7 protein-coding genes and 1 pseudogene are annotated in these 13,763 nt (G+C 61.6%); 6 read left to right on the top strand and 2 right to left on the bottom strand.

The features are described 5' to 3' along the window. Positions 1 to 220, bottom strand: a pseudogene (locus AX756_RS26475) (hypothetical protein); the annotation flags it as partial. Between the two features lie 55 nt (positions 221 to 275). Further along, positions 276 to 536, bottom strand: a complete 261-nt coding sequence (locus AX756_RS21600) for a transposase (protein ID WP_068316995.1) — start codon at positions 534 to 536, stop codon at positions 276 to 278. 233 nt (positions 537 to 769) lie between these two features. On the opposite strand from AX756_RS21600, the gene AX756_RS21605 reads away from it, so the two are divergent. From AX756_RS21605 to AX756_RS21630, 6 genes are all read left to right on the top strand, one after another. Further along, complete coding sequence (locus tag AX756_RS21605) at positions 770 to 3,730, top strand: peptidoglycan-binding domain-containing protein (protein WP_068316997.1); 2,961 nt, start codon at positions 770 to 772, stop codon at positions 3,728 to 3,730. A 224-nt stretch (positions 3,731 to 3,954) separates the two neighbouring features. Beyond that, positions 3,955 to 5,676: a M23 family metallopeptidase gene (locus AX756_RS21610; RefSeq protein WP_068317000.1), complete on the top strand. Its 1,722-nt coding sequence runs from the start codon at positions 3,955 to 3,957 to the stop codon at positions 5,674 to 5,676. Next, entirely contained in the window at positions 5,663 to 7,822 is a 2,160-nt protein-coding gene (locus AX756_RS21615) for a peptidoglycan-binding domain-containing protein (RefSeq protein WP_068317002.1), read from the top strand. Before AX756_RS21610 ends, AX756_RS21615 begins: the two co-directional genes overlap by 14 nt. Next, positions 7,812 to 9,482 (top strand): hypothetical protein, encoded by a 1,671-nt coding sequence (locus tag AX756_RS21620; RefSeq protein WP_068317005.1) that lies wholly within the window; start codon positions 7,812 to 7,814, stop codon positions 9,480 to 9,482. Before AX756_RS21615 ends, AX756_RS21620 begins: the two co-directional genes overlap by 11 nt. A 725-nt stretch (positions 9,483 to 10,207) precedes the next feature. Further along, positions 10,208 to 12,079, top strand: coding sequence for a peptidoglycan-binding protein (locus tag AX756_RS21625; RefSeq protein ID WP_163886726.1), 1,872 nt, complete (start codon positions 10,208 to 10,210; stop codon positions 12,077 to 12,079). Between the two features lie 56 nt (positions 12,080 to 12,135). Then, a complete protein-coding gene (locus tag AX756_RS21630) occupies positions 12,136 to 13,758 on the top strand; it encodes a peptidoglycan-binding domain-containing protein (protein ID WP_068317010.1) in 1,623 nt (540 codons plus the stop codon). Positions 13,759 to 13,763: the final 5 nt, after the last annotated feature.

The following is a 13,763-nucleotide window of genomic DNA, read 5'->3' on the forward strand; positions in this document are numbered from 1 at the left end:
TCACATCAATCCGCCTCTGGCTCCGCCATTTGTCAACATGACCTAGCAACAAAGCAAACTGCTCGCGGATGTGTGCCAGTATCACCATGTCTTTGCGCTGGCTCCGGCTCATCGGTCGACTGCGCCATGCCTGATAGCCCGGTGGACTTAGATCCATGATCTCGCACAACCGGTTCACGGGAACCTGATCTCGGTGCTCTTCGACGAAAGCGCGCTTCATTTGCTTCGTTCCACGAAGAACACGGTGGCCTTCGTCGGGGAATTGATCCCCCGGATCAATTCCTGATCCTCCTCAGTTTAGTAAATCCCTCTCCCCCCTGGGGCGGCCGGTTCTTTCTGCGCAAATCAGCGATCTCACGCTCAAGGTCGGATTGCGCCGTCGGCTTCTCGGGGTACTTGCGTTCCTGTTGTATCCACCGGCTCAGCGTTGAAAAGCCAACACCGAAGTCAGCGGCAACCTGCTTGCGTGAAAGCCCGCTCGTCAATGCTACCCGAACCGCTTCAGCGCGGAACTCCGGGCTCGGTCGTGATGCCATGTCTGTTCTCCTTTGTGACACGATGCGTGCTCAAAGGAGCTGCACAATTCCGCGACAGGTCCAGACCGTCTCCTATGCTCAAACAGAAACCGAACCAGAGCCTCTGTTACAACGCGGCCCCAGAAGTCCGAAAAACTCTAACGACGGACATTCGTGAATTGGCCGCATGGGCGATGCGGATATCGCTGTTGTAGGCTTTCGGCATTGAATGGAGTTTATGCTCAGGTACGTCGATGAAATTGATCAGGTCTCTTCTGGTATTTCTGATTCTTCCGGCGGCCGGCCTTTCGCAGGGCAGTAGCGACGATCCGAACTCACTCTTCGTCGAAGCACATCAGAAATTTGCCGTTACTGCCGAACTCGGCGGCGCGACCCACTTCGAAATGCTGCGCGACATTGGTGCAATCCTGAAACGGATCGAAAAGGAATTTCCGGAGTCGACGCCTGCGCGCCTGATCCGTGAAGGCGGCGCGCTCGGCGGGATAGATCTTGCGGCCATTCGCGCTGTAAGCGACCTGCGTTCCCGGGAGATGCCGGATGCAACGAGACGGTCCATCGCCGCAACCGCCGAACGTGCTTGCCGTAATCTGTCGGCGTCGTGCAAGGAAGACATCGGGGAGAGCCTTGAGGGAGTCATCGCAGCGGCGGTCTTTGCCGGACCGGGTAACAGGGCGGGCGCCTCCACGCATGGCGTGCTGTTCTCGGATCCCGCCAAGATCGCCGATCCGCTCATGCGCGTGGACGCATTTGCCGCGCTTTCCGATGACCCCGGGTTTGCGGCCAGTGGTGAAACCTGGCGCCAGCTTCTTCTCAGCCAGGTCCAGACGGAAGATATCACGTCGAAGATCGCCGCGGATTTTGGTTTCGGCCTCGTGACAGCTGTCGTGACGGAGCTCCTGGCGGAAGCCCACGAGGCTGCCGGAAAGCGGCAGACGGCAGAGTTGGTGCGCTCATGGATTGCGCCACTGGTCGATCTTGCGCAGCTGGAAATTGGTGTGGCCGGGAAGCCCGCCACGGGCGCGAGTCGGATCTGGGCGAAAGATTTCCTGGCCCTTGTGGAGATCAGCGCCCTGCAGCAAGCTGATACCGGCTACGACGCCACAACACGCCGGGCGCTGGACGACATTGCTGCCGATGCCGAGTCGATCCTTCGGACATTCCGGACGGGCATGTTGACGGGCAGGTTGTTCGAGTCCAGCGGCCGAATCGGCTATCCGATCTGGCCGGAACTGGAAGAGGTTCTGCGCGATACTTTGGCGCAAAAATACGAACTGCAAACATGGTGGCTCAAGAACAACGAGGCCGGAGACCTCGATGAGCTGACGTTCGTTCTGGACAATGCAAGGCGTTTCGTCACGCCTGCGACGCCGACGCCGACGCCGACGCTGACGCAGAGCAACGGCAGCCATGGGGCCGCGGCGCCGACCGAGAAACCGGGGCGATGGGGCGTCGAGATCGTCAGCGGCCCGCACAACGTCCAGAACATTTCCAGCTGCGCCGGGCCCGATGCGGAGACTTGTTTCAGGCAGAAGGGTGTCTCGGAAGGCGGTGTCGCGTTCCTGATTGCGAACGCGCTGACCGGTTTGAGGGCGCTTTGGGTGGACTCGTTCGAAGAACTGGGCCGGGTCGATCTGGCGCGGGCACGCAACATGACCAATCATCCTCGAACGGATCTGCTCCTGAATGGAGATCCCGCGCTCATCTATCCTCCGGCGCGGCCCCCTCGCGCCGCATTCACGGACCGAGCGAGCCAACGTCTGTTGCGCGCCTATCCCCAGACCCTGGTCCAGTTCAGCCATATCGCTGGTCACCGGAATCTGCCCTCCGGTTTCCAGCGCTTCATCCTGGAGGAAATGGTCAGCGAATGCATGGGCTGCCCGACCCGCGGCATCGGATTGAGCTACCTGGACTTCGACAAAAGGGGCCGGCTCTTCGGCAGGCGGAATATCGGGATCGCGGCCCCGGGCGCCAAGCTCCAGTTTGACCCTGATGCCGAGAATGGCGGCGGCAGCGGCTGGGAACACGCTCAGTTCGAGCGCTATCCCGAGGCGCTGCAGTTCCGGTTGAACCGGATGGGATACGATGCCGGACCGATGGACGGCGTGCTCGGCGACCAGACGATCGAAGCATTGAAACGCTTCCAGTCCGAATGGTGCCTTACACGCAGCGGACGGCGCGACGAGGCAACGCTGGCGGCGTTGCGGTCGGCCGTGGGTCCGCAACCTGCCTTTTCAGAGGAAGGATGCCCCGACACGGGTGGCCGTCCCGGTCTGCTTGGGAAATACGAGCTGATGCAGCAGCCCTCGGAGATCAACTGCCAGATGGCGCCATTGGTGGTCGAAGCGGCGAAAGTGCTCTTCTACGAGAGCACTTGCCAGTTCGACAGCCCGATTCCGCGCGAGGCTGGCGAGCATCAGACCCAGGCGACCTGCAATGGTGAGGGAACCAACTGGCGGACAGCGTTCCGTTTCCGTAGGGAAACGGACGCGAGTCTGCGGATCGATCACCTTGACCGGGATGCCACGTCCTATTTCCGACCTTGTAGCATCGCCCCGCTACCGCCGGCCGATCCGGCGGTGTTTTCGAACGACGCCAAGGCACTTCAGTCGCGCCTGAGCGCACTGGGCTTCGATGCCGGGCCGGCGGATGGCTATCCCGGTCCGCAGACTCGCGAGGCATTGATGCGTTTTCAGCGCAGCCGCTGCCTGGCCCCGACCGGGCAACCGGATCTCGACACACGCAAGGCGCTCGCCACCGCCAAACAAGGCGGCGGCGAATGCGCGGGGATGCCGATGCCGGATGGAATTACCGCAAACACGCCACTTCGCACCGGCCTTTATGTCAACTCGAACTACTCCTGCGAAAGTGACGACCTGACTAGCAGCGCGGACATTTCCATGCGAATCGTCCGAGGGAGGTCGACGACCTTCAGCTACAACTTCCAATGTGAAACCCGCCGTACCGACATTCGTGACGGAATTACGCAGTGGTCGGGGGAATGCGCGGACGGGTTGGTTCCGTTCGACGTCAAGTGGAAGCTCGACGTCGTGTCCAATACGGAGTTCATCGAAACGCAATCCGTGTTCGACTTCGTTGAAGTTGACGGCGTCCGTCAAAGCCCGAATGGGCAGAGATACATCCGGTGTCCCGATGACAGTTTCCAGGCAAGGGAATGGTCAAAGTGGTTTGAATAGCCGGGCTGCGACCGATTGCTCGTTTCGAAATAATCATTCGCGACCAACTGACGCGCGTCAAATGCCGGGTTTGTACCCCCTTATCCTTACTGCAAGCTGCAAATGGTAACGGCGGTATTGTCATGGCTAAGATCTCGATTATCAAAACGGCTTTTCTGTTGGTTAAAAGAAAAAGGTGCGATTGTCGGCTGTCGCCACTGGCATTTCTTCTGGCAATCAGCTTGATGCATTTCTCGCCTGCATTTGCCCAGGACGAGGGCGCTGAAGCGAACCTGCTCTTTGCAGAAACGGTCCGGCTGCACGCGGCCGCGTCGGATCTTGAGGGGGATGCGCGCCGAGACGTCCTGCGCGCTGTTCTGGAGCAGTTGCAACGGATCGGCGAAGACTATCCGACCTCCATTCCCGGCAAGCGCATCGCCGCCGACGAAGCCCTCGGTGCGATCGATATTGCCGCGATACGGAAAGAGCTGGAGTCAACGGCAAGTGCCTCCGACAAGGACACGTCCAACGAGCCGATGGCCACCCCGCGAAAGCAGACCGCGGCAAACCCATCCAGTTCGACTAAGGGTCATTTCGACCAGACGGTCCCATGGGAGAAGAATGCCCCCGCAGGCCCACGCCCCAGCAAGGACACGGCCACCAACCTGGACCTTGAGCAATGGCACCGCACGGTGGTTCCAAACGGGTTCGCAGGCGTCGGTTTCGGTCATGGCGAGTTCCCGTCGATCGGCCAACGCACCCATCCGGGTGTCGATATCGTTGGCGATTGCGGTCTCGATGTCGTCGCCCCCTACCCGGGAACAGTCACGCGCACGGTGAAAGCGGGGGACGCGGATTACGAACTGGTCGGAAATGCCGTCCTGATCGATCACGGCAAGGTTGAGGGCGTAGATACCTGGACTTTCTTCTCCAACCTGTCGGACACCCCCTTCGTCGAAGGCGGCGCTATCGCGCTCGGCACCGTCATCGGGCAGACCGGCGAAAGCCGCCACGCAACGGGCTGCCACCTGCATTTCGAGGTACGAAACTTCACCGGTCGCGGCGGGGTGGTGCATCCCGAGTGGAACCGGATGCTGGCCTATGGTGACTGGAGCACCGACAGTGTCTTCCTGTCAGGGTGGACGGATCCCGAAGGCTGGCTGAAGGCGCGCGCCGTGGAACGGGCCATGATCGCGTCTGGCGGCGCCGAGTTCGTCAGCAAGCTCGCCTATTACGCGCAGCCCCGCAACTTCGCCTTCCGCGGCAAGGAGGACCAGGGGCTTGATATGCGCATGAAACTCTCCGCGCATTGGGCGCCGGATGGCCTGCATGTGAGCATCGACAGTTTCATCGCCTCGTTCGTTCCAAAGGCAAAGATCAACCCGATCGGCAAGAACGACGTATTTACCACCGAGTTCCTGATCACCGCGAGCAAGAAATGCGATGGCTGCTCGGCGCTCCACTCCGAGCGTGTCCCTTCCGGCATGACTTTCGAGAATGGGCGCCTGTCGCGGCTCAAGGCACCGGTGCGTTTTATTGTCGGCAACGAGATGCTTCGAGACGCCGACCAGATCGGCGTGACCCTGGTCGGTGGCTGGAAGACAGTGTTCCTGTTCTCGGACGCTCTCGAACTGGCAGCCCCCTGGGAGGTCGCCCCCTTGCATCCGCGCACCAGTACCTGGCGGCGCACCCTGACAACAGCGCTACAGGAATGCCTGAAAGGGTCCGAAGATGTCACCAGCGCCGTTTCCATGCAGGTCCTGTTCGCTGTGGATGGACAACCGATCCCGAGTTCGTTCCTCTCCGGAAGCGCGATCAATGCGACGGACGAGCTACGCCGGAAGATCCTGTACTGCGCGACAGAGGGTTTCGATCTGCCGCGCCAGGAATACGCGGACTGGAAATCGGTGAGCCTCGCCGTGAGACCCGGCACCGAAAAGGGAGAGACGCAGATTGTTCTGGAGTAAGCGCCCCAAAGGGCTGCTTGCGGCCATGGTCTTGGCGGGGGCTTGTCTGCTTCCCGGATCGCTGCGGGCCAGCGAACAGGCGAACCTGCTCTTCATCGAAGCGCTGGAGATGTACCAGGCCGTCGAGGCCCGGACGGGCGAAGCGCGCCTCGATCTGCTGCGCAGCATTCAGGCGATCCTAGAGCGGATCGCACGCGACCACCCGGAATCCATTCCCGGCCAGAAGCTGCTGTCCGGAGAGGTGCTCGGGCCGCTCGACCCTGTCAGTATCGCTTTTGAACTTTCTCAGGCCGGCCCCTCCGCAGGCAGCATGACGCAAGCGGTGGACGATAAGGTTCAACCTCTCGGCGACGAACTGATGCGGGCGCGCTTTGCCGACAACTGCGCGCAGGCGCGGTTGACCGGACCGGACCCCGCCTGTCCCTATGTCGAGCAGAACAGTTGCAGCGGAGAGGGGTGCCGGACAACCGGTATCGTCATGGCGCGGCAGCGTTTTTCCACGTCCAGGCAGCCCGGCGGCGATGCAAGTTCGTTTACCGCGGGCGCCGGCGAGTATCTCGTGAACCTAGAAACGCGGATCTACACAGTACCCTGTCCGGGAACGGTTAAAAGCTCCTGGGAAGGCATCGCGCCGGGCACAGCGGTCCATCAACTGAGCTACGCGGGCGAGGGAACCTACAGGTTCCTTCTGGATGGCAAGATCCGGGCGCAAGGCGTCGAAGATGGGATCGAACTCGCTTCGGGCTGCGAGCCGCGAAGCGAGGTCTGGCGCCGGCTGCGCAACGCCTCCGGGCTCGAGGGCTGGACGGAGAAGGATTTCGACGCCCTCCGTGGGCTCGACCGGTTTGGTGGCGATGACGATTTCATCGCCAGGGCGCCGGACTGGGCGCGACAAGAACTCACTCGGGCGGAAACCCGCACTGCGAGCGCCGCGTTCAAGTCGCGCTACTGTCGGGCCCCGGGTGCGACACTCTCCGGCGATGAGATCGCCTCGACCCTGCTGGGCGGGCGGATGAACATCGAACTCGCCGGGCGGGTCGAGGGCAGATACTACCTGACCCGAAAGGGACCAAAGAGCGCGCGCGGCCTGATCGTCTTCTCCCAGGAGAACTTGCCCGAGGTATCCGGAGAGGTGGAGGTCGTCGGCGACGTGCTGTGCCTTCGGCGAGACAGGGCCGCGGGCAATGCATGTGACCGGGTGCGTCGATGCGAGGATCATGGCGCGGACTCCTACATCCTCGAAAGCGTAACAGGCGATTTCAGCGCCCACCTGACCGGTGTGGAGCTGGCAGGAAGCGAATTGGCCCGCGAAATTGGCCCTCCGGGCGACTACCTTGTCAACTCCGGGATGACCGGATGGGATTTCGAGCGCTTCCTGCCCTGCGCAAGGGACGGCACACGCGCGCCCTTCACCGCCGAGTGCCTCGCCTCCCAAGGATTTCCCGAGGATGTCGCGCGCCGCTACGCGCGGCTTGGGCAGATCATGGAGCACGATGTCATCATCGAGGGCGTCCGCGATCTCGGGCGCTATCAGGTCCTGGATGCCTTTCACCCGAATTGGGCCAATTCCAACTCACAGCAATACCTGTTTCTCGAAGGCCGCCCCGTTGACTTCGACTTCGACGGGGTTGATCGCGGCCTTGCGCAGCCTTGGAACGCGGAGGCCCGCAGGATCAAGCGATCCTACCCGAAGGCCCTGATCGATTTCGGCCGCGGACGGATCGTGTATTTCCGGTTGGAGCGTGGCGCGCCCGTTCTCTATCACAGCTTAACCATTCTGAACGGATGCCGGGCCTGCGAACCTGTCGGAATTGTCTCCGTCGAAACCAGAATGACTAACGGCAAACCTGACAGCCGGGCGATTGCCTGGAGCGTGCTGGAACCCGGGGAGTGGTCGCGACCCGGACCGGAAATCACCGATCTGCTCGACTTCTACGAGGACGACCCGAAAGCCCTCCAGGGAAGGCTTGGCAGTTCCGGATACAATCCCGGCCCGGTCGACGGGGTGATCGGCGCCCGGACCAGAAGGGCCCTGCGGGAATTCCAGCATGAGCATTGCATCGATCCGGTCGTCGGGCTGGATCAGAAAAGCGCGGAGGCGCTTTGGCGACGAAATGAGCTCTGGGGAGGGTGTCATGCTTCGTGATCTGTCTGTTCTTGGCCGCGCTCTGGCCGTCGTGAGCCTTTGCATGCTGCCAAACCTCGCGTTTGCGCAGGGCGGGAACGAGTCCGCCGGCGGACCCGCCGTCAAGGCACAGCCGGTCTCGGGTGCGGCCGAGCTTGCCGCGCAAGGGGCACACGTTACTCCGCAAAACCGCCCCGATCCGATGGATGCCTTCTGCAAGACCCTGGGAAAGCCCGCAAAGAGACGGGACATCGCCAAGCTGACCGGGGCGTCGATCGAACGGCTGATCGATGGCGTTCCGGTCTATTCCGAGGTGCTTGGCGATCTCGAAGCAAACCATCCGCGCTCGAACCGCTACGGGACAGATGGCCGCCGCTCTGCTCACAAGGTCCGGATGGACGGGCGGCGGCTCTGCGTCGAACTGGCGGAGGGCGGGACGGCGGATTGCACATTGCCGGTGGCCTGCCTGTCCTATGAGGCGGATTACGTGCTGCTGTCGAAACAGGGCGCGCCCTTTGCGCGTGTTCACAGCGATGGCCGCGCGCCCCAAAACGCGGCCAGGGGCAGCGAGAAGGAAGACTGGATCCTGCATGCCGGGGGAAGCTTCGGGCTTCGGATCGACGAAAAGCAAAAGGTTTCGGACCGGCTCCTGGGAAAGCGAGGCACGCGGAACAACTGCCGTATCGGGAACGGATTCGCCGAGATCGACTCCGCGGAGTTCTTCTACTGGATCGGCAAGGACTGTAACGGTGGCCCGATCCAGCCGCCGGGCACCATTGTTCACATGCAGGCAAATGGAACACTGGGTCATGTCGACTTGCGTGCCCATAGCGGTCTGTCCGTCAAGCACGGTATGATCGTATGGCAGTTTCCGACCAAGCCGATGGACGCACAGATGGTCTGTGAAGACGCGCGGAGCGGCATCCCCGGATCCGCCGAGGAAGTTGCCACGATCAGGATTCTGGTGAAGCACCCGCCAAAGGTCGCCGTCGGCGAACCGGCAGTGTTCGAGAAGATCGTCGTGGACTTGCTGCCCTATGTCGAGCGGATCTGCGGCGTAGCCGGTGCGGAGCGCGAGGTTCGGGTCGAGTTGGCAGAGGACAGCAGGGATGCCCCAAAACCGTTGAACCTTGTCGTGAAGAAGGGCGTACCCTCGCGCCCGGCCGCGTTCGCCGGCGATCATGTCGAGCAGGAACGTAACCGCGATTTCGCCCTGCGCGAGGAAGCGGCCCGGGAGTTCCGCCGCTACATCGTCGATAACGCCCGCCGAACCTATTATACGAATTTGCGCGAGACGATCCGGAATGACCGGATGATCCCGAACCTGTCGAATGCCATGGATGCGTACAAGGTTCCGACCCTCGTCGCGCTGACAAAAGGACGGAGCTTCCGCATGCCCTGGCAGAACCCGACATTCGAGCGCGGTGTCTTTCAGGTCTCCTGGCGCGTCAGCGTGGACAACCCTGTCGAAGATTTCCTCGCGCGCAAACCGCACAACCTACTATGGGCCACCATCCGGCAGGGGCTGTCGCTGGATCAGTCCATTTCCCCAACCCGCGTAACCTGCCGCATAGGCGAAAGCGCGGCCCAGCGCCTTCCGGAACGGAGCTGGGTGACGGTGCGCGGCAAGCTGTTGAGCTACGATGGCGGCGGGTTGGTCCTGGATTGCAGCGCCGGGTAGAGCGGATGATCGACCGGGGCCAGCGGTGTCTCGGCCGAAACCCTGTGCCCATGCATTCGGCCTCGCCGTCCGAATCGGCACCAGCGACCTGCCGAAAGCCCTCAACATGTCGATCGCTTGCGGTGAACCAAGCTTCCTTCCGAATGCCCCAAAAGGACATTTTCGGCGGTAGCGCGATTCACACGAACGTCATCACGTCTTGGACAACATCATGAGAAAAAATATTTAGGCCATTGAATTAATTGGGTGAATCCTAATGGCCAACTCCAAGGAAGTCCATTTCGACGAATTGGACGATTATCAGATAAGGAAATTGGACCATTCCGGGCGCGAGTCTTCGCTGCGACTTAACGCCATGCGTCATTTCCCGTGTTCGTCCTTCCCCTAGGATATGCACATTATGATTCGACGTTTTTAGATTTCACGATGCGAGTAATGTCAGCCTGGGTGGAATTTCGATTAGCGAGCCTGTCTCGGAGCGGCAACGGCCATTTCCGTGCAAAAATCGACTCGCGCTCCAATCCGTCCCGAATCCGATGTGCCGCCATTTCAAGGAACCTGCCGTGGCCGGATGTTCCATCCTCGCTGCGTCGCCGAGATCCTTGGGCGCGCTTCCTTTTCAATGGCCTGGCCAGCGGAGGCCGACAGTCGCGGAGGCCGTTTTTCGGCGAAGCAGAGCAGATTGCGGGGCAAGGCCGGAGGCCGATTTTCGACAGGGGGAAGAAATGATTATGAGATCAGAAACGAAAGACGCAGAAACGGCAATTGTCGAACGCCTGTTTCCCTCCATCAGTTATTGTTGCCTGTGCCTGGTTTCGGCAATCGCCATTTGGGCACATGGCCCCGCCCTTGGGCAGGGCTCTGTCGAAACCCCCGAGAGCCTTCTTGCAAGGGCGTCCGCACTCGTGGCGGCGACCGACGCTCCTTATGACGCACAGGAGGCCACCTACCTGGATGAAGCCCGTATCAGCCTAGATCGCATTGTTACGGATTTCCCCTCCTCCGATATCGCATTGCGGATCCTCATGCAGGACAAGATCGGCAATCTTGATGTAGCAAAACTTCGCTCGGATGTCGCAAGCCTTGCCCGCGATCGCCTGTCGAACGGCTCCGCGGAAAGAGCAGTTCAGACGGCCGAAAACGTGGCTCCCTCTGCCCCCGATGGCGCGGCGAGCGGCTTGGCAAGGGGCATTGCGGCGGTCGAGTTTCCACTGAAGGACACGCCGTTGCCTGCGGGCACTTCCGGCGAAGAGCTAAATGGCTTGAAACAGGCGGAACGCTGTTTCGTTCCCAAGGCCGGGCTGGATCCGCAAGAAGGGGTCGTGATCGAAGTGCAGATCGATCCGGGCGGCAATGTCGCGAGAATGCCGGAACTGATCGATCCGTCCAAGCCTACGGAGACCGAACGCAACCTTGTCTTGAGCGCGATCACCGCATTGGATGGCTGTGCGCCCTACGGGCCCGATGCGGCCGGCCTGCATCGGGTTTCAGCCTCCACCTCCGGCATTCGCCCGCTCGAATTCCGAGCCTTGCAGCTGGAGAATGCCGAGGAGATCACCAACACTGCCAATGTCCTGTCGTCGGCGGAGAGTGTTGTGGAAGCGGTGGCGGAGACCGCCGATTACTGGGGCCCAGCGACTGTCGAGACCTACAATGCGCTCGGCCTCACCCGAAGCGAGATCTTCGAGGTCCAGGCGCGCCTGACCTCCATGGGCTACAACGTGCGCGGCATCGACGGCCTCTATGGTGACGGCACACGCGGCGCCGTTTCCTCCTGGCAACTTGATCTTGGCCTGCCGGTGAGCGGCTATCTCGATCGCCCCCAACTGGCGCTGTTGCGAGAGCATTCCATCGCCAATTACACCACATGGATCACATACGGGATCGTCTCGCAGTGGCCCTCACCACCGGCCCGGTTTCTGTTGCGGCCGACGACCGTTTTGCGGGGAACCGTGCCGATGGTCCGGGACACGATCCCGACAGCACGGGTGAGCGCACCCGGGATGACCAAGCAGATCCCGGTGGTGAAACGTTCCGCCGCCGAGGCGGTCCGCCTTTCCACAACGATGAACCGCCCGGCAACCGCCGCGAGACAGCAAATCCCGGTGGTCAAGCGATCTGCCTCCGAGGCGCGACAGCCCATTCCGACCACCCGGACATCGGCAGCTCCACGCAATGGCATCCCGCAGTCGCAAACCAGCGCCCAGCGAAGCGGTGTTCCCGGACAACAGGCCGCGCCCAAGAAGACCTATTCGCCGAAGGCCGTTCCCACGCAGCGGAAGACCGCGCCCAAGACGACCACGACTCAGAGGAAGACAGCGCCAAAGACGACGACCCAGCGAAAGGCCGCGCCGAAGAAGACAACGACCCAAAGGTACACCGCACCGAAGAGAACCACGACACAGCGCAAGACCGCTCCCAAGAAGTCCGCGCCCCAACGGAAGACGACCACGAAGAGAACCACTACGCAACGGAAGACGGCACCAAAGAAATCCGCGCCTCAGCGTAAACCAGCGCCCAAGAAATCCGCTCCCAAGAGGAGCTCGAACTCGAAGAGTTGCATCAGGACGAAGTCCGGAAATCTGGTGTGCAAATGAGGCGGCTCGAAACCGGAACCCGCAGGCGTCGCTTGCAACCCCACAAGGAGGGCGCAATGCCGAAACCCCTGGCTGAAGTCTTCGCAGTACAGGCGTGGCCACGGGCGTTTTTCGGCCGGGGACGGCTTGTGCTGCTGTGCTTTTCGCTCCTGCTGTCGGCCCCGATGCCGGTCTTCGCCCAGTCGAACGGCGTGACGCCGGAGTCGCTCTTCGCTGCGGCGAAGGTCCTGTTCGGGACGACAGAAGCGCCCTACGAGACATCCGAACTCGGCGCGCTGAAGGGCACACGAGACATCCTGGACAGGATCGTGGCCGATTTCCCGGCATCCGACATCGCAGTTCAAATCCTCGTTCAGGAGACGATCGACGGGTTGGATGTTGCGCAGCTGGATGCGGATATTGCCCGCCTCTCCGAGCCGAAACCCAGCCCGGTATCGGACGCCCCTCCGGAGGCTCCGCAAACGCAACCGCCGGAAATCGAGGCCAGGAAAATCGAAGAGCCGGTCGAGGCCGAAGCACCCGGAACCACGCCCGAGGCCTTGTTGGCGCAGGCGCGCAAGCTCGCGAATGCAACGAATGCGCCGTTCGATTTCTCCGAAGTCGAGAAGCTCCTTCAGGCCAACCGGCTGCTGGAGCGGATCGTCAAGAACCACCCATCCTCGGATCTGGCTGTAAGGATCGTTGTCGAGGACAATATCGAAGGCTTCGACATTGCCGCGCTGAAAGCCAGCCTTGCCAAGGTGCAAAGCAGCTTTTCGCGCCTGAACGCGCCCGCTGCCACAGAGGATGATCTGTCCGTCTCTGCAGCGAACACGCCGCAATCCGGAGCTTCCGGAGAAACTGTCGCTTCGAAGCCTGCACAGACGGCGCCTCAACCGGATGTGATCGAGGGGCTTCCCAGAATCGGAAAGTGCTATGTCGGCAAGAGCGAGGCAGCATCAGCCGGGATTATCGTCGTCGAGGTCAGGATCGACCGGGAGGGAAATGTCTCGACGATGCCGAAACTGATCGACCCTCTCACCCCCACCTCGGCACAACGCACCGTGTTTGTTCAGGTCTCCTCGGCGCTTGACGCCTGCGCTCCCTACGGCGGAAGCGCCGCCGGCATGCATTGGCTGACCGCATCCGCGAGCGAGATACTTCTGATCGAGACTTTCGAGGATGACGCGAGTGGCTCGGGCCCGGCGCCATCCCTGGCGGCGATGTTGGGAACCTCGACGGACCCGGCCAGCCTATCCGCAATGGGAGATCCGGGACTGGCAGGGGTCGAATGGGCTCCCGCCAGCCGCGAGACACAGGCCGCACTGGAACTGACCCGCAAGGATGTCGCGGAGATCCAGGCGCGACTGACCGCCCTGGGTTATGATCCCAATGGAGTCGATGGATCAGCGGGCGAGGGCACGCGCACCGCCCTAGCGAACTGGCAGGAGACATTGGGCATGCCCGGCACAGGCTACCTGGACGAGGCACAGCACGCAGCACTTTTGAGGCATTCGGAGGTCGGTTTCACGGAGTGGAAGCTCGACGAAAAGAACCTCGAGGCGCTGGAACGCGCTTCGGCTGCCAAGAAAGCATCGTCCAAGAAGAAGTCGAGCAGAAAGCTGCCACCGGGCTATTTCTGGTACAAGGGACGCATGTGCCGGAAGGTCTGGGGCAACTCCGTCTACTCTTGCAAGTAGTCGGA

Origin of the sequence: Aliiruegeria sabulilitoris (assembly GCF_001558155.1) — a bacterium.
In the GTDB taxonomy this organism is placed as follows: Bacteria; Pseudomonadota; Alphaproteobacteria; order Rhodobacterales; family Rhodobacteraceae; genus Tropicimonas; species Tropicimonas sabulilitoris.